We start from the raw sequence: 16,491 nt of genomic DNA, 5'->3' as shown, positions 1-16,491 counted from the left end.
GCGCCACGCAGCGCCCCGCGGCTTCCGATGCGCAGCGCCCCGCGGCTCCCGCCGCGCCGCAGGCGGCCACCCCGGCCGCGCCGCGCCCCGACCAGCGCAGCCAGGCGCTGCCGGCCACGCCGGCGCCGGCGCGCACCAACTGAACCTCGCCTCTCCCGATCCCATCCACACGACCCCGCCCGCCCGGCCCCCGCCGGGCGGGCGGGCTGCCCTTCGCGCATTGCGCCGAATCCATCCGCACCGGGCGCCCAAGTTGACCTGGATCAAATCGCCATCACAAATCCCCGCCCAGAAATCATCCAGGTCAGGGAGGCCAGCCCGTGGCGGACGAACTCATTGCCGTGAAGCCCGAGATCGCCGCGCGCGCGCGCATCGATGCCACCAGGCGCGAGGCGATGGTCGCCGCCGAAGCCCACGACCCCGAGGCCTTCTGGCGCACCGAGATGAACCGCATCGCCTGGATGCAGGCGCCCACCAAGATCAAGGCGGTGGACTTCACCGGCGATGTCTCGATCCGCTGGTTCGAGGACGGCGTGCTGAATGCCTCGGTCTCCTGCCTCGACCGGCATCTGGCCACGCGCGGCGACCAGGTCGCGATCATCTGGGAAGGCGACGACCCGAACACCGATGCCAAGGTGACCTACCGCGAACTGCATGCGCGCGTGTGCCAGCTGGCGAATGCCATGCGCCGGCTGGGCGTGAAGAAGGGCGAGCGCGTCTGCATCTATTTGCCGATGATCGTCGAGGCGGCCGTCGCCATGCTGGCCTGCGCGCGCGTGGGCGCGATCCATTCGATCGTCTTCGGCGGCTTCTCGCCGGACAGCCTGGCGTCCCGCATCCAGGATTCCGAATGCGCGATGCTGATCACCGCGGATGAAGGACGCCGCGGCGGTCGCAAGGTGCCGCTCAAGGCCAATGCGGACGAGGCGCTGCTGGCCTGCCCATCCATCCGCAGCGTCATCGTCGCGAAGAACACCGGCGGCGCGGTCGACATGATGGAAGGCCGCGACCATTGGTGGGAGGCGATCACCGCCACCGAGGGCACCACCTGCGAGCCCGAGCCGATGAACGCCGAGGACCCGCTTTTCATCCTCTACACGTCGGGTTCGACCGGCAAGCCGAAGGGCGTGCTGCACACGACCGGCGGCTACATGGTCTGGGCGTCCTTCACCCATGAGAACGTCTTCGACTACCGCGACAACGAGGTCTATTGGTGCACCGCCGATGTCGGCTGGGTCACGGGGCATACCTACATCGTCTATGGCCCGCTCGCGAACGGCGCGACCACGCTGATGTTCGAAGGCGTGCCCTCCTGGCCCGACAATGGCCGCTTCTGGCAGGTCTGCGCCAAGCACAAGGTCAACATCTTCTACACCGCGCCGACCGCCATCCGCGCCCTGATGCGCGACGGCGAGGCGCCGGTGAAGAAGCACGACCGCAGTTCCATCCGCATCCTGGGGTCCGTCGGCGAACCCATCAATCCGGAAGCCTGGCTCTGGTACTACCGCGTGGTCGGCGACAGCCGCTGCCCGATCGTGGACACCTGGTGGCAGACCGAGACCGGCGGCATCCTGATCTCCCCGCTGCCCGGCGCGGTCGCGCAGAAGCCCGGTTCCGCCACGCTGCCGCTGCCCGGCGTGAAGCCCGCCATCGTCGATGGCGAGGGACGCATCCTGGAGGGCGCGACGGAAGGCAACCTGGTGCTGCTCGACAGCTGGCCCGGCCAGATGCGCACCATCTACGGCGACCATGCGCGCTTCGGGCAGACGTATTTCTCCACCTTCCCGGGCATGTACTTCACCGGCGACGGCGCGCGCCGCGACGCCGATGGCTACTACTGGATCACCGGGCGCGTGGACGACGTGATCAACGTGGCCGGCCACCGCATGGGCACGGCGGAAGTCGAATCCGCCCTGGTCGCGCACCCGGCCGTGGCGGAAGCCGCGGTCGTGGGCATGCCGCACGAGATCAAGGGCCAGGGCATCTACGCCTATGTCACGCTCAAGGCCGGGATCGATCCGACCGAGGTGCTGCGCAAGGAACTGGTGGCCTGGGTCCGCAAGGAGATCGGCCCGATCGCGACCCCGGATGCCATCCAGTGGGCGCCGGGCCTGCCCAAGACGCGATCGGGCAAGATCATGCGCCGCATCCTGCGCAAGATCGCCGCGAACGAGACCGAGGGCCTCGGCGATACCAGCACGCTCGCCGACCCCGGCGTGGTGCAGGAGCTGATCGAGAACAAGGTCGGATAAGGGTGTCCACCGCGCGCTACCGGGACGTCTACATCGCCGGACCCGACCTGGTGGCGCCGGTGCTGCGCGGCGTGATCGCGCCGCTGGAAGGGGCACCCTATCGCATCAGCCCCTTCTTCCCGCCCTCGGCGCGGGATGTCTTCCACGAGGTGGTCGACCGCATCCGCCGCGGCGCGCTGACCGGCCGGCAGACCGCGGGGGCCTGCTGGTGCGCGCTGGTCTCCCCGGGCGAACTGCACGCGCTGCTGGATGATGTCTATGGCACGGCGCAGGACGACCCGCCGCTGCTGCTGGCGCTGCGCCGCTTCGTCGCCGCGTTGCCGGGCGAATGCCAGTTCTCGCTGGTGGCCGCGTCGTTCTGACCGCACCGCGCAGACGGCCTGCTCCGGCACCCCGCCACCCATCTCGGTATCCCGGCAGGGGTGGACCGGCGGGGGGTGCGCGCCGGCGCCGGCATTCCCAAGCGGCCTCTCAGCGGTAGACGAAGGCCGCGTCCTGCAGGTCGATCGCCGGGATGGCGTCCTTCTCCGCCCAGTAGTCGTGCGCGTGGCGCCATTCCGGCTTGTCGCCGCTGCGCGGCAGCACATGCTGCCCGCGCGCGACATAGCCCGAGCTGAATTCCTCCGGATCGAGCCAGGGGCCGAGCGCCATCCCGGCATCCTCCGGCCGCAGCGCGACCTCCACCTGCCGCGCCTGGCGCGCCTGCATGTGGTTGAGCAGCCGGCAGACGAAATCCGCCACCATGTCGGCGCGCAGCGTCCAGGCGGCGCGGATATAGCCGAACACCCAGGCCATGTTCGGCACGCCGGTGAACATGGTGCCGCGATAGGTCACGGTCTCGCTGAAATCGAGCGGCCTGCCGTCGATCTCGAAGGCGATGTCGCCCAGCGCGCTCAGGTGGAAGCCGGTGGCGGTGACGATGATGTCGGCATCGAGCGTGGCGCCGGACGTCAGCAGCAGCCCGGTTTCGGTGAAGCGTTCGATCCCGTCCGTCACCACGGACGCGCGCCCGGCCGCGATGCCACGGAACAGGTCGGCATCCGGGATGAAGGCCAGGCGCTGCTGCCACGGGCGGTAGCGCGGCGTGAAATGCGTGGCCACGTCGTAGTCCGGGCCGAGGTGGCGGCGCACCTCCGCCAGCAGTTCCGCCTTCACCTTGTCGGGTTCGCTGTGCGTGCGGTCGATGAAGCGCGCCTGCTCGAACAGGATCTTCCGGCGCACGATCTCGTGGATCCATTCCTCGTTGATGCCGAGCATCCGCAGCTCATCCGCGATCTCGATGGCGTTGCGACCGGTGCGGAAGAAGGTCGGCGATCGCTGCAGCATGGTCACATGCGCGGCGGTATCGGCCATGGCCGGCACGATGGTCGCCGCCGTCGCGCCGGAGCCGATCACCACCACGCGCTTGCCGGCATGGTCCAGGTCCTCGGGCCAGGTCTGCGGATGCACGATGCGGCCGCCGAAGCGCTCCATGCCCGGCCAGTCGGGGGTGAAGCCTTGGTCGTGCCGGTAGTAGCCCTGGCACATGTACAGGAAGCCGGTGGTGAACCGCGCCGTGCCGCCATCGCTGCGCGCGGCCTCGATGCTCCAGCGCGCCGTGGCGGAATCCCAGCGCGCCGCGACGATCCGATGGCCATAGCGGATGTGGCGGTCCAGCCCGTCCTCGGCGATCACCTCCTCCATGTATTTCAGGATCTCGGGCGCGGTGGCGATCGGCGGACCGACCCAGGGCTTGAAGCGATAGCCGAAGGTGTACAGGTCGCTGTCCGACCGGATGCCGGGATAGCGATGCGTGCGCCAGGTGCCCCCGAAGCCCGCCTGCGCCTCCAGCACCGCGAAGGACCGGCCGGGGCATTGTTCCTGCAGGTGATGCGCGCCGCCGATGCCGGAGATGCCGGCCCCCACGATCAGGACATCGAAATGCTCGGCAGGCGGCGGGCTGTCATCCATCACCAAAGCCTAGCACCGGCGGGCAGCGGGTTGTGAAGCGGCTCGCTGCGGCGCAGCATGAAGGGCGGGGGAGGGAATTCCCCCGCACCCCCTCCTTTTTCCGGCTGTCACCAAGGCAGCCAAGGACGCGAAAGTGACCGCACCCCCGAGCAGCGACGCGAACATGCGGCGGGTGCTGGCCATGTATGGGCCGGCCGTCTTCGCCGGCGCCTTCGCCGTGCGCGCGACCGATCCCGTCGTGGTCGACATCGCGACGGATTTCGGCACCACGGCGGCCCAGGTGGCGCTGCTGGGCACCGCCTTCACCCTGCCCTTCGCGCTGGTGCAGCCGATCCTGGGGCCGGTCGCGGATTCGGTCGGCAAGCGGCGTATCGTCAGCATCTGCGTCGTGCTGCTGGCGGTGATGCTGGCGCTGGCCGCCACCGCCGCCTCGCTGGGCTGGCTGATGGCGTTCCGCGCGCTGTCGGGCGCGGCGGCGGGCGGGATGATGCCGCTCACGCTCGCCATCATGGCCGATGCGGTGCCGCTCAAGGACCGCCAGGTGGCGCTGTCGCGCATGCTGGTCTTCGGCATCTCCGGGCAGATCGCCGGCGGCGCGATCGCCGGGCCTGTCGCCGCCATGTTCGGCTGGCGCGGCATGCTGGCCTTCTGCGCCATCGCCGCGGTGGTCGGTGCGGCGACGCTGCTGCTGGCGGCGCGGCGCGCCACGCCCGAACCCGTCACGCGCTACGACCCGGTGGTGGCGGCCAAGCGCTACCGCTCCATCCTGGCCAACCCCTCCGCCATCCCGCTGTACCTGACGGTCGCGGCCGAGGGCGGGCTGGTCTTCGGCTCCTTCCCGTTCCTCGCGCCACTGATGCTCGGCCGCGGCATCGGCGGCACGACGGAAGCGGGGCTGGCGATCGGCGCCTTCGGCATCGGCGGGCTGGCCTATGCAGCCATGGCGCGGCCGCTGCTGGCGCGCTTCGGCCAGGCCCGCGTGGTGCAGATCGGCGGCGTGGTCGGCGCGCTGGCGCTGCTGGGCTTCGCGCTGGCGCCGGCCTTCTGGGTGATGGCGGTGGCGGGGTTCCTGCTGGGGATCGCCTTCTACATGATCCACAACGCGATCCAGGTGCGCGCCACCGAACTCTCCCCGCAATTCCGCGGCAGCGCGGTGTCGCTGCACGCCTTCTCCTTCTTCAGCGGGCAGTCGCTGGGGCCGATCCTGTTCGGGCTGGGGGATGTGACGGTGGGGCTGGGGGTGTCGCTGGCGGCAGCGGCGGTGCTGCTGCTGGCGCTGGCCTGGATGCTGGCGCGCCGGCCGGCCTGAGGACCGCATCAGACTGCGCCGAAGGGCGCATGCCGAAGCGTGTCGCCAGCCCTCCCAAAAGGTCTCTGAGCGGGTTTGGAACAGAAGGTGATTCGATTCACGGAGTCGCGAAATCCGCTGCGTTCCGAATCAACCACTTGGTCCGAGTCGCGGGAACGAATCGCTGACGCGCATCGCCCGAGTCGCGCAAGCGTCTGAAATCAATGGCTTGTGGTAGGGGCACGGCGCCAGCCACCAGCGCGTTCGTGCTTCGTGCGGCGGGTGGCGCCGAGTCGCGCAGGCGCTGTCGCCGGGTCTGGGCCAGGGGCCGGGCGGGGGGACGCCACGGCGCGGTCCCGGGCTCGGCAGTGAACCCATCGATTCAAGCACTTGTGGTGCCGGCGCGGCTTTGGCCACCAGGGCGTTCGTGCTTCGTCCGATGGCGGGCGCCGAGTCGCACCAGGGCGGATGGGCATCCGGGCGCCTCGCGCGATGCAGCTCGGTGGCCTGGCCCGGCCATGCCGGCGGGTGCCGTCGGGCGCGGCTTGTCTCGTGGCGATCGCGGGCCGCGCGCGGAGGGCCGCGCGCGGAGGGCCGCGCGACGCTCGTCCAGCGCCGGCGAGCCTTGCACGCGTCCTGCGAGGCCAGGCAGCGCGGCGCCGCAGGGCTGGCGGCGCCGGCCGTCAGAAGTCGCTGACGCGGCCCTTGCGTTCCCAGTCGCCGAAGCGGGTCGGCTCGGGGCCGGCGGGGCCGCCGATCTCCTTGGGCAACTTCGGCGGGGGCTTGGGTGTTGGCGCCGGCTCGGGGGCGGCGGCGTCGGGCGCGGGGTCGTTGTGTGGGGTCTGCGTCATGGCCATCCTGATGTAGGCATTCGCGAGGGGGTTGGACATGGGCGGATACATGCGCACGGCGGTGCTGCTCGCGGCGCTCACGGCGGTGTTCGGTGGGCTCGGCCTGGTCATCGGCGGGCAGCAGGGCATGGTGGTGGCGCTGGTCGTGGCGGCGGGCATGAACCTGTTCGCCTGGTGGAACAGCGACCGGATGGTGCTGCGCATGCAGAACGCGCAGCCGATCGGCCCGCAGGACGCGCCGCGGCTGTACGAGATGACGGCCATGCTGGCTGCGCGCGCCGGCCTGCCGATGCCGGCGCTGTACGTGATCCATGAGGACCAGCCCAATGCCTTCGCCACCGGCCGCAGCCCATCGAGCGCGGCGGTCGCGGTGAACACCGGCCTGCTGGACCTGATGCCGGAGAACGAGGTGGCGGGCGTGATCGCGCATGAGCTCGCGCACATCAAGAATCGCGACACGCTGATCATGACGGTGACGGCCACGGTGGCGGGTGCGATCTCGATGCTGGCGAACTTCGGCATGATCTTCGGCGGCGCCAATCGCGACCGCAATGCCAGCCCCTTCGGCCCGATCGGCATGATCCTGATGCTGATCCTGGCCCCCATCGCGGCGGCCATCGTGCAGATGGCGATCAGCCGGTCGCGCGAATACGAGGCCGACCGCGTGGGGGCCGAGATCACCGGCGACCCGCTGGCGTTGGCCGGTGCGCTGCAGCGGCTGGAGTACCAGGCCCATGCCATCGTGAACCAACGCGCCGAGGCGACGCCGGCGATGGCGCATATGTTCATCATCAACCCCCTCAGCGGGGCGCGGATGGACAACCTGTTCTCGACGCATCCGCGGACCGAGAACCGGGTGGCGGCGTTGCAGCAGCTGGCGGGGCGGATGGGGCAGGGCGGCGGTGGCTTGCAGGGCGCTGCACAACAGGCGCCGGGGCCGTGGAGCGGCGGCAAGCGCAATCCCTGGGCGTAGCGCAGCGCCTGCGCCCGGCTGCCATGGCCGCCTGGGCGCCCAGAATGCGGATCGTGCGGATGCAGGATCCGCGAGCGCCGACCGCGACCGCGCCCAGACCGTCAGTCGTCCCCAGGGCACCCGTGCAGGGCGCGAAGGCAAGGGCCGCGGACGCGGCCCGCCCGCCGCCTGCGGGGCGAAAAGTGCCTCGGATCGCGTAGCGGTCCGCGAGCGCAAAGCGCGACCGCGCCCAGACCGTCAGTCGTCCCCAGGGCACCCGTGCAGGGCGCGAAGGCAAGGGCCGCGGACGCGGCCCGCCCGCCGTTTGAGGGACTCAAGAAAGCAAGGGCGCGGCGGTGTCCCGCCGCGCCCCCCTGGCGCGCCCGTCGGGCCGCGCCTTCTCAGTTCAGCCGCTCGCCATGCAGCGTCACGTCCAGCCCCTCGCGCTCCTCCTCCTCGGTCACCCGCAGCCCAATCACCAGGTCGGTGATCTTCAGCAGGATGAAGGTACCGATGGCGGTGAACACCATCGTCGCACCCACCGCGGTGCACTGCTTGATGAACTGCTCCATCGACCCCGACACCCCATCCGGCGCCGCCGTGGTCGCCGACAGCGGCCCATAGGCCAGGAAGCCCACCATCAGCGCGCCGACGATGCCGCAGATGCCATGGATGCCGAAGGCGTCCAGGCTGTCGTCATAGCCCAGCGCATGCTTCAGCGCCGTGGCACCCCACAGCCCGGCCAGGCCAGCGGCGAGGCCGATGATCACCGCCGAGCCCGGCAGCACGAAGCCAGCCGCCGGCGTGATCGCGACCAGGCCCGCCACCGCGCCCGAGATCGCGCCCAGCACGCTCGGCTTGCCCTTGATCATCCACTCCGCGAAGACCCAGGACAGCACCGCGGCCGCCGCGGCCAGCTGCGTGACCAGCATCGCCATGCCTGCGCGCCCGCCGCCCGACGACCCGGCCGACCCCGCATTGAAGCCGAACCAGCCCACCCACAGCAGGGAGGCGCCGATCACGGCCAGGCCCAGGTTGAACGGCGACATGTTGTCGTTGCCGTAGCCCACGCGCTTGCCCAGCACCAACGCCGCCACCAGGCCGGCGACGCCGGCATTGATGTGCACCACCGTGCCGCCGGCGAAATCCAGCGCGCCATCGACGAACAGCCACCCCGACGGGTGCCACACCCAATGCGCGATGGGGCTGTAGATCAGCAGCGTCCACAGCGTGATGAAGAACACCAGCGCGGAGAACTTCATGCGATCCGCCACCGCGCCGGTGATCAGCGCGGCGGTGATGACCGCGAAGGTCATCTGGAACATCACGAAGATCGATTCCGGGATGGTGAACGCCACCGTCGCGTCACCGGTGCCCAGCGTGAAGGGCTTGTCCCAGTTCTCCGCGATGCCGGCCAGCAGCACCTTCGAGAAATCGCCGATATACGGCGCATAGGCGCCGCCATTGCCGAAGGCGATGGAATACCCCGCCACCATCCACAGCACCGACACCAGGCCGCAGATGAAGAAGGACTGCATCATGGTCGCCAGCACGTTCTTCTTGCGGACCATGCCCGCATAGAACAGCGCGACACCCGGCACGGTCATCATCAGGACCAGCGCGGTCGAGGTCATCATCCACGCGGCGTCGCCGGTGTCGACCTTGGGGTCGTCCTGCGCCAGCGCGGGCAGCGCCGCGAACAGCAGGGTTGCCGCGGCCAGCCCGCAGCGCGCGAGGATGCGCTTCACAGTCGTGTCGTCCTTTCCGGTCATGGGGCGCGCGCTCACAGCGCCGAGCCGTCGGTCTCACCGGTGCGGATGCGCAGGGCGCGCTCCACATCGATGACGAAGATCTTGCCGTCGCCGATCTTGCCCGTGCGGGCGGTCGTGGCGATCGCCTCGACCACCGCATCCGCCAGTTCGGACGGCACGGCGACCTCGATCTTCACCTTGGGCAGGAAGCTCACATGGTATTCGGCGCCGCGGTAGATCTCGGTCTGGCCCTTCTGCCGGCCGAATCCCTTCACCTCGGTCACCGTCAGCCCCTGGACGCCGAGCGGGGTGAGCGCCTCGCGCACCTCGTCCAGCTTGAAGGGCTTGATGACTGCCATCACCAGTTTCATGGCCCGTGCTTTTCCTCTCTGGGGCAATTCCGCGCCGATGACTTCCAAGACCCGTGCCAACCCGCCCGCCGCCGCGCGCGGGCCGGGCCCGGGCGCGGCACCGGGATGACTGCCTGCAAATTGGGCAAATGCCTTCGGTGCGGGCGGGCTGGCGCGGCGGCGGGACGCGCCTAGATTGGGCGGATGGACAATACCCTCGATGTCAGCGTGGCCATCATCGGCGCCGGGCCTGTCGGCGCCACCCTCGCGGCGACGCTGGCCGCGGCGGGCGTCAGCGTGGCGGTGGTGGATGCGGCGCCCCTGCCACCCATGGAGCTGCCGGAATTCGACGGCCGCGCCTATGCCATCGCGCTGTCGTCCAAGCGCCTGCTCGATGCCGCCGGCATCTGGGACCGCCTGCCGGAAACACCCTGCCCGATCCTGGGCATCCGCGTGGCCGATGGCCGGCCGGGCGAGGCTGCCTCACCGCTCTCGCTGCATTTCGACCACGCGGAGGTCGGCGAGGAGCCCTTCGGCTGGATGGTCGAGGCGCGCGCGCTGCGAGTCGCGCTGAACGCCCGCCTGCCGCAGGCGCCGGGCCTGCACGTCTTCGCCCCCGCCCAGGCGCAGGTCGAACGCGCGCCGGACGGGGCGGTGGTGCGGCTGTCGGGCGGCGGCGTGGTCAAGGCCCGCCTGGTGGTCGGCGCCGAGGGCCGCAACTCCCCGCTGCGCCGCGCCGCGGGCATCCCGGCGGCGCGGCTCGACTACCACAGCATGGGCATCGTCGGCGCGGTGGCGCACGAGAAGCCGCATCATGGCGTGGCGCTGGAGCAGTTCCTGCCGCACGGCCCCTTCGCGCAATTGCCGATGAACGGCATCCCGGGCCATCCCAATGTCAGCGCCATCGTCTGGACCGAGCGCACCGCCATCGCCCGCGCCGCGCTGGCGCTGGACGACGCCGCCTATGGCCGCCAGATCGCGGCGCGGATGGGCGGGCACCTGGGCGCGGTCACGCCGATCGGCCGGCGCTGGTCCTATCCGCTGACCGCCATGCACGCCGCCCGCTACACGGCCGAGCGCCTGGCGCTGGTCGGCGATGCCGCGCATGGCATCCACCCGATCGCCGGGCAGGGCCTGAACCTCGGCTTCCGCGACGTGGCGGCACTGGCCGAGGCGGTGATCGAGGCGGTGAACGCCGGCGAGGACCCCGGCAGCGCCGCGGTGCTGGCGCGCTACCAGGCGGTGCGGCGACCCGACAGCCTGGTGATGCTGGGCGCGACCCATATGCTCGAGAGGCTGTTCTCCTCCCGCCTGCCGCCGGTGCGCCTGGCGCGGCGGCTGGGCATCGCGGCGGTGGACCGGCTGCCGCGGCTGAAGCGATTCTTCGCGACGCGCGCGATGGGGCTTGGCGGCGGCGCGGCCGGCCTGCTGGGCGGGCAGGGCATCCAGCGCCGGGTCTGACCGCTGGCGGCGATCCTGCCGCGCCGGCCCGAAGTATCGGGCTTGGCGCGCCAGGATCCCGACGGCAGCCGCCAAGTCCCGGCATGTCACTGGCGACGGTCACGCGTGTCCGTGATCGCCTGGCATTTCGGCAGCGCGTCGTGGCGGCGCGGCATTCCGGGCAATGCCCGCCCGCCAGGCGTGCACGCTGCGATGCACAATGCAGATTCGCGGTATCTGCGACGGCGTGCGGGTCCGCAGCCGGTCCAAAATGATCGTCCCGCTGTCACGGCATTGTGCGCGGCGCGGCAAGGATGCCCATATTGGCGCGGTGCATTCACGTTATTTGCGGAATGATTTCGATTCCGCTCGCCTCGCTCGCTGCGAAACGGCAAACATTCTTTCGAATGACGACGCCAGGACAGGAATGAATGGTTCTGAAGAAATCTGTTCAATCCGCGTCCCACTGCGCCCCGCGGGACGCGCGCAGCAATGCCGAGACCTGCGCGCCGCGGCGCGACGGGACGGTATGGGACCGCGTGATCCGGTGGCTCGACGCGCGATCGATCCGGGCCCGGATCCTGATGATCCTGGGCACGTCCGTGATGCTCTGGTCGGGCATCCTGGCCGGCCTCGGCGCGCTGCTGCGCTGACCGGTGCGGGCCGGCGCGCTTCGGGGCAGGGCCGCCGGGCCCCGCCCCCGACCGTTCAATCCAGCCGGATATTCTGCCGCGTGATGATGCCCTGGAACAACGCCCGCTGCTCCTGCAGGTAGGCCGCGAAGGCGGCCGGGCCGCGCGGCACGGGCTCGACCGAGATGCTCTCGAAGCGGCCGCGCACGGCGGGGTCTGCCATGCCCTGCTCGACCTCCTGCGCCAGGCGCTCGGCGATCGGCGCCGGGGTGCCGGCGCGCGCCACCAGCCCGACCCAGGCGCCGGCGTCGAAGCCCTCGAAGCCCGGGGTGCGGGCGAAGGGCGGGATGTCGCGCGCCAGGCTGGTGCCGTCCTTCAGCGAGACGCCCAGCGCCTTCAGCGCGCCCTGGCGCACCAGCGGGAAGGTCGCCGCCATGGTCTCGATCGAATAGGTCAGCTGCCCGCCGATCAGCGCGGTCATGGACGGCGCGCTGCCGGCGAAGGGCACGTGCAGCGCGTCGATCCCGGCGCGGGCGTTGAAGGCCTCGATGATCAGGTGGGCGGTCGCCGCGGTGCCGGAGGACCCGAAGGAGTAATGGCCCGGCCGCGCCTTCATCAGCGCGACGAATTCCGCCAGCGTATTCGCCGGGAAATCCGCCTTCACCACCAGCAGGTAGGGCGACACGCCCCACATCGCGATCGGCGCGAAATCCCGCGCGGTGTCGTAGGGCAGGCGCTGCAGCAGCGGCGAGATGGTGAACGGCCCCGACGACCCGGCCAGCAGCGTGTAGCCGTCCGGCGCCGACTTCGCGACCGCGTCGGTGCCGATGGTGCCGCCCGCGCCGGCGCGGTTCTCGGGCACCACGGGCTGGCCGAGCTTCTCGGCCAGGCGCTGGGAGACGACACGCCCGGCGAGGTCGGTCGCCTGGCCAGGCGGCCACGGGATCACCATGCGGATGGGGCGGTTCGGCCAGGGCGCGGTCTGTGCCTGCGCCACCTTCAGCGCCGGCAGCGTCGAGGCCATGAGCGCGAGCGTCGCGCGGCGATGCATCCGCATGGGGTGGTTCCTCCCGAACAGGCGGGCGGTTGATCCGCCCGTGGACCCGGTCACAAGCACGCGGCGCGGAGTGCGACAAGCCCCGCGCGGGCGGCCGGGCCGCGATCCGCACCGTCGCATCGCCCGGCCCCCGGCACGGCGCGCCCGGGCGGGCGCGCCGCCAGGCTGCCGGACGCCGGCGACCCGGCGCGCGGCCTCAGTTCGGCGGTACTTCCGAGAAGAACACCTGCGTCGGGATGCCCCGGCCGCGATCGTAGTTGCCGACCCAGATGTCGTACTGGCCCGACATGGGCTGGCGCAGCACGATGCCCGGGTTGGTGCCCTGGAAGTCGTCGTTGCAGATCCAGCGGCCGTTCGGCAGGTTCACCACCAGCGTCACGTCGGCGGCCGACCGCGCGCCGATCCACAGCGGCAGCCCGCCGCCGGCCTGGTAGTTCAGCCGCACGTCGGGCGGCTGCGCGATGGTGCCGACGCAGCCCGGCCCGCCGATCCGCTCGGCCGGGATCGTGCCGCCGGCGGTCACGTTGATGACGAAGGGGTCGGGCGCGAAGTTGAAGCGCAGGTTGGCCGTGCCGAAGGACGGGCGCAGGTTGTAGTTCTGCGCGGCCACGCCGCCGGCAACCAAGGCCAGCACGGCAGCGCCGGCCAGGATGCGTCTCGAAAACATGGCTGGTCCTCCGGTATTGTGTCGGGCGCGATCATTTCGCCCGGCCTGCCGATCGGCAAGGCCAAACTGCCGCCATGGCCGTGAAGGAATCGTGTGCACGGCGCGACTGCGGCGCGCCGGCAACAGCGGCGCGCCGCCGGGACACGCAGCGCGGGCAGCGCGGCGACGCACCACCACCAAAGGTAGCGCGCCGCGGCGCCGGCGGTCAGCGCGGCAGCAGGCGGGGGCGCGGGCCGTCCTCGAAGACATGGGTCGCGAGCAGCGCATCGCGCACGCGCGCACGCACCACCTTGCCCTGCGCGTTGCGCGGCAATTCCGGCAGCGCCAGCCAGGCGCGCGGCTGCTTGTACCGCGCCAGGCCCGCGACGCGCGCGACCGCATCGTCCTGCCAGCCCGCGGGCGGTGCCTCGGCCACCGCCACGATCACCTCGCCCCAATAGTCGGACGGAATGCCCAGCACGCAGACCGCGCGGCCGCCGGCGGCACCATCCAGCGCGGTCTCGATCTCGCCGGGATGGATGCGGTAGCCGCCGGACTTCATCACATCCGCCGCGCGGCCGGACAGGTGCAGCCGCCCGCGCGCATCGATCGCGCCGAGGTCGCCCGTGCGGTGCCACGCACCCGGCGGGCGCGGCGTGAAGCCGGCGGCGGTGATGGTGCCGGCATTCATGTGGCGGGCGCGCAGGTGGATCTCCCCGGCCGCGCCCGGCGGCAGCGCGGCGCCGTCCTCGGCGCGGATCGCCACCTCGACCCCCGGCGCCGGCCAGCCCAGGCAGGCCCCCAGGCCGCTGTCGGGCGCGGCCATCACCTCCGCGACCTCGGGCGGCTCGAGCAGGGTGATCGGGTTGAAGCACTCGCTCATGCCGTAGGTGATCCGCACCACGGGGCCGAAGGCCTCGGCCGCGCGGCGCCAGACCTCGCGCGACAGGGTGGAGGTGCCGGTGAAGATCACGCGCGTGCCCGCGAAGCGCCGGCCGGGAAACAGCGACAGGATCTTCGCCAGCACGGTCGGCGGCGCGAAGATGGCGGGGCAGCCGGCCGCCAGGATCGGCTCCACGGCTTCCGCGCGAACGCCGTCCTGCAGCACCACCTCGGCCCCCTGTTCCAGCCAGGCGGCGGCGATCAACGAGGCGCCATGCACATAGGGCGTCATCAGCAGCACGCGGTCGCCGGCGCCAGGGGTGAAGGGCAGCACGGCGCGCTGCAGCAGGTGCGCGGTCCAGCGTGCGCCGTGGGTGTGCACGATCGCCTTGGGCCGCCCGGTGGTGCCCGAGGTGAAGATGATGCGCCCCCAGGCCTCGGCCGGCACCGGCGGCAGCGCGGTGGGCGCGGGGATGGGCGCGATGTCTTCGATCGACCAGGGATCGAGGCCGAGCGCCGCCAGCCGCGCCACCTGCGCGCGCGGCGCGAGGATGCGCCTGAAGCCGGCGAGTTGCGCGAACCAGGCGATCTCGGCATCGGTGGAATGCGCGTTGACCGGCACCTCCGCCGCGCCGGAGAGCGTCACGCCCACGCTGACCCACGGCGCATCGATGCCGTTCGGCACCAGCGTCGCCACCGGCGCGCCGGGCGGCACGCGCAGGTGATGCCCCAGCGCATGGGCGCGCGCGGCGAGCGCCGCGAAGGTCATGCTGGCCACGCCATCGGTGACGGCGACGCGCGCGCCGAAGCGCGCTGCCAGGGTGAGAAGGTCGTTCGACCAGGCAATGCCATCCCGCATGGCGCGCAGGGTCGGTCGTCGCGGCGCGATGGTCAAACCGATGTGGCTGGGCGGCTGGGGCGTCGCGCGCCAGCGCGCCGATCCACGCTTTGCGCCAGCGCGCCGATCCACGCTTTGCGCCAGCGCGCCGATCCACGCTTTGCGCCAGCGCGCCGATCCACGCTTTGCGCCAGCGCGCCGATCCACGCCTTGCGCCAGCGCGCCGATCCACGCCTTGCGCCAGCGCGCCGATCCACGCCTTGCGCCGGGATGGCAGCCACCCTCACCGCGCCCGCGCAAGTTCCCGATGCAGCGCCACCAGCCGTGCCGCCTCCGGCTCCCACGCGAAGCGCCTGCGCGCCGCCCGCCAGCCGGCCTCGCCCAGCGCCGCGCGCCGCGCCGCGTCGGCCAGCGCCGCCACCGCCTGCGCGATCGCCGCCGCGTCGCCGGTCTCGACCAGCAGGCCGCAGCCGGCCTCGCGCACCACCGCCGCGACTTCCTCGGCAAAGGCCGGCGCGATCACGGGCAGCCCGGCCGCCATCGCGTCGAACAGCTTGTGCGGCAGCGCCAGGCGATGGTTCTCCGCGCCACGCTGGAACAGCACCAGGGCGATGTCGGCCTCGCGCAGCCGCGCCAGCGCGGCGTCCTGCGCCAGCCATCCCGTGCAGTCGATTCGCGCGGCCAGGCCCAGCGCCGCGGCGCGCGCGCGGAACGCATCCTCGCTGCCATCGGTGAAGCGCCCGACCAGCAGCAGCCGCGTCGCGGGCGGGCACAGCGCCAGCGCATCGAGCATCTCCGGCCAGCCCCGCGCGCGCCCCAGCGCGCCCAGATGCACCAGCGTGAGCGGCCCGTCATGATGCACGCGCGGCGGCACCACCGGCGCCGGCGCGTAGTTGCGCACCGCCACCAGCCGCGCGCCGGCGAAGGGTGCATCCAGCCCGTTCTTCGCCACCACCACCGCATCCGCCGCCCGCCCCATCCAGCGGCAGGCCAGGCCGATCGCCGCGCGCGCCGCCGGCCGCAGCCAGGATGGCAGCCGCCCATCCAGCCGCGACGGGTAGTGTTCATGCACGTCCAGCACCACCCGCGCGCCGCAGCGCCGCGCCGCCAGCAGCGCCGCCAGCCAGGCATCGGGCTCCGACGCATGGATCGCCGCCGGCCGCAGCGCGGCGGCATCGCGCGCCAGCCCCGCCAGCCCGCGGATGCGGCGGTGCCGGTGCGTGACGATGCGCACGCCCTCCACGCTGGCCGGCGCCTCGGCACCGCCGGGGCACAGATGCGCCACGCGGAACCCGGCGGCGACCAGCGCCGCGCCTTCCTTGCGGACCACGCGCGTATCCGCCGGCGGATGCGCGGCCGACAGCAGCAGGATCAGCGGGGCCGTGCCCTCAGGTCGCGCGGCCGGCGCAGCCTGCGCGCCGGACGGCGCGCGATGGCCGCGCCGGACCTCGGAGTCGGTCGCGCCACGCACCGCACCGGCCCGCGGCGAGGGTGCCGTGATCATCGTGGCCGCGTGCCGCACGGCGGCGCCGTCGCGCCGGAACCGCAGCGCGCCGCGCCCTGCCGTCGCCACGGCGCCCCGGCCTGGCCGCGGCGATGCGC

13 protein-coding genes are annotated in these 16,491 nt (G+C 72.2%); 5 read left to right on the top strand and 8 right to left on the bottom strand.

Annotation, left to right across the window (positions count from 1 at the left end; translation table 11 throughout):
- Positions 1 to 320 precede the first annotated feature (320 nt).
- Both acs and LQ222_RS24595 read left to right on the top strand, forming a co-directional pair.
- Positions 321 to 2,252, top strand: coding sequence for an acetate--CoA ligase (gene acs, locus LQ222_RS24600; protein WP_230169518.1), 1,932 nt, complete (start codon positions 321 to 323; stop codon positions 2,250 to 2,252).
- 2 nt (positions 2,253 to 2,254) lie between these two features.
- Entirely contained in the window at positions 2,255 to 2,614 is a 360-nt protein-coding gene (locus tag LQ222_RS24595) for a hypothetical protein (protein ID WP_230169517.1), read from the top strand.
- A 109-nt stretch (positions 2,615 to 2,723) separates the two neighbouring features.
- On the opposite strand, the gene LQ222_RS24590 is transcribed toward LQ222_RS24595, so the two are convergent.
- The gene (locus LQ222_RS24590) at positions 2,724 to 4,202 is read right to left on the bottom strand and encodes an NAD(P)/FAD-dependent oxidoreductase (protein WP_230169516.1); all 1,479 of its coding nucleotides are present in this window, start codon (positions 4,200 to 4,202) and stop codon (positions 2,724 to 2,726) included.
- Positions 4,203 to 4,335: 133 nt separating this feature from the next.
- On the opposite strand from LQ222_RS24590, the gene LQ222_RS24585 reads away from it, so the two are divergent.
- On the top strand, positions 4,336 to 5,511 hold the full coding sequence (locus tag LQ222_RS24585; RefSeq protein WP_230169515.1) for an MFS transporter: 1,176 nt from the start codon (positions 4,336 to 4,338) through the stop codon (positions 5,509 to 5,511).
- Positions 5,512 to 6,173: 662 nt separating this feature from the next.
- Here the strand turns inward: LQ222_RS24585 and LQ222_RS24580 are convergent.
- Positions 6,174 to 6,341 (bottom strand): DUF1674 domain-containing protein, encoded by a 168-nt coding sequence (locus LQ222_RS24580; RefSeq protein ID WP_230169514.1) that lies wholly within the window; start codon positions 6,339 to 6,341, stop codon positions 6,174 to 6,176.
- Positions 6,342 to 6,378: 37 nt separating this feature from the next.
- Here LQ222_RS24580 and htpX point away from each other — a divergent pair, with 37 nt between their 5' ends.
- Positions 6,379 to 7,314, top strand: coding sequence for a zinc metalloprotease HtpX (gene htpX, locus LQ222_RS24575; RefSeq protein ID WP_230169513.1), 936 nt, complete (start codon positions 6,379 to 6,381; stop codon positions 7,312 to 7,314).
- A gap of 380 nt (positions 7,315 to 7,694) precedes the next feature.
- Here htpX and LQ222_RS24570 read toward each other — a convergent pair whose 3' ends face one another.
- Positions 7,695 to 9,065 (bottom strand): ammonium transporter, encoded by a 1,371-nt coding sequence (locus LQ222_RS24570; RefSeq protein WP_305800039.1) that lies wholly within the window; start codon positions 9,063 to 9,065, stop codon positions 7,695 to 7,697.
- Positions 9,066 to 9,076: 11 nt separating this feature from the next.
- Positions 9,077 to 9,415 (bottom strand): P-II family nitrogen regulator, encoded by a 339-nt coding sequence (locus LQ222_RS24565; RefSeq protein WP_230169512.1) that lies wholly within the window; start codon positions 9,413 to 9,415, stop codon positions 9,077 to 9,079.
- A gap of 183 nt (positions 9,416 to 9,598) precedes the next feature.
- Between LQ222_RS24565 and LQ222_RS24560 the strand changes: the two genes are divergently transcribed.
- Positions 9,599 to 10,855 (top strand): FAD-dependent monooxygenase, encoded by a 1,257-nt coding sequence (locus LQ222_RS24560; RefSeq protein WP_230169511.1) that lies wholly within the window; start codon positions 9,599 to 9,601, stop codon positions 10,853 to 10,855.
- 687 nt (positions 10,856 to 11,542) lie between these two features.
- Here LQ222_RS24560 and LQ222_RS24555 read toward each other — a convergent pair.
- The 4 genes from LQ222_RS24555 to LQ222_RS24540 all read right to left on the bottom strand — a co-directional run.
- On the bottom strand, positions 11,543 to 12,523 hold the full coding sequence (locus tag LQ222_RS24555) for a tripartite tricarboxylate transporter substrate binding protein (RefSeq protein ID WP_230169510.1): 981 nt from the start codon (positions 12,521 to 12,523) through the stop codon (positions 11,543 to 11,545).
- 196 nt (positions 12,524 to 12,719) lie between these two features.
- Entirely contained in the window at positions 12,720 to 13,190 is a 471-nt protein-coding gene (locus LQ222_RS24550) for a hypothetical protein (RefSeq protein ID WP_230169509.1), read from the bottom strand.
- A gap of 205 nt (positions 13,191 to 13,395) precedes the next feature.
- On the bottom strand, positions 13,396 to 14,910 hold the full coding sequence (locus tag LQ222_RS24545) for a class I adenylate-forming enzyme family protein (RefSeq protein WP_230169508.1): 1,515 nt from the start codon (positions 14,908 to 14,910) through the stop codon (positions 13,396 to 13,398).
- A gap of 262 nt (positions 14,911 to 15,172) precedes the next feature.
- Positions 15,173 to 16,491, bottom strand: a 1,319-nt coding sequence (locus tag LQ222_RS24540) for a glycosyltransferase (protein WP_230169507.1), incomplete at its 5' end; no start/stop codon positions are given.

The organism is Roseomonas sp. CECT 9278 (genome assembly GCF_918698155.1).
Lineage (GTDB): Bacteria > Pseudomonadota > Alphaproteobacteria > Acetobacterales > Acetobacteraceae > Neoroseomonas.
This window is presented reverse-complemented; position numbering and strand designations above follow the sequence as displayed.

Coding starts and splice junctions, on each gene's coding strand:
- LQ222_RS24590 (WP_230169516.1), bottom strand. CDS start 4,202: ATGGATGACAGCCCGCCGCCTGCCGAGCATTTCGATGTCCTGATCGTG.
- LQ222_RS24580 (WP_230169514.1), bottom strand. CDS start 6,341: ATGACGCAGACCCCACACAACGACCCCGCGCCCGACGCCGCCGCCCCC.
- htpX (WP_230169513.1), top strand. CDS start 6,379: ATGGGCGGATACATGCGCACGGCGGTGCTGCTCGCGGCGCTCACGGCG.
- LQ222_RS24570 (WP_305800039.1), bottom strand. CDS start 9,065: ATGACCGGAAAGGACGACACGACTGTGAAGCGCATCCTCGCGCGCTGC.
- LQ222_RS24565 (WP_230169512.1), bottom strand. CDS start 9,415: ATGAAACTGGTGATGGCAGTCATCAAGCCCTTCAAGCTGGACGAGGTG.
- LQ222_RS24560 (WP_230169511.1), top strand. CDS start 9,599: ATGGACAATACCCTCGATGTCAGCGTGGCCATCATCGGCGCCGGGCCT.
- LQ222_RS24555 (WP_230169510.1), bottom strand. CDS start 12,523: ATGCGGATGCATCGCCGCGCGACGCTCGCGCTCATGGCCTCGACGCTG.
- LQ222_RS24550 (WP_230169509.1), bottom strand. CDS start 13,190: ATGTTTTCGAGACGCATCCTGGCCGGCGCTGCCGTGCTGGCCTTGGTT.
- LQ222_RS24545 (WP_230169508.1), bottom strand. CDS start 14,910: ATGCGGGATGGCATTGCCTGGTCGAACGACCTTCTCACCCTGGCAGCG.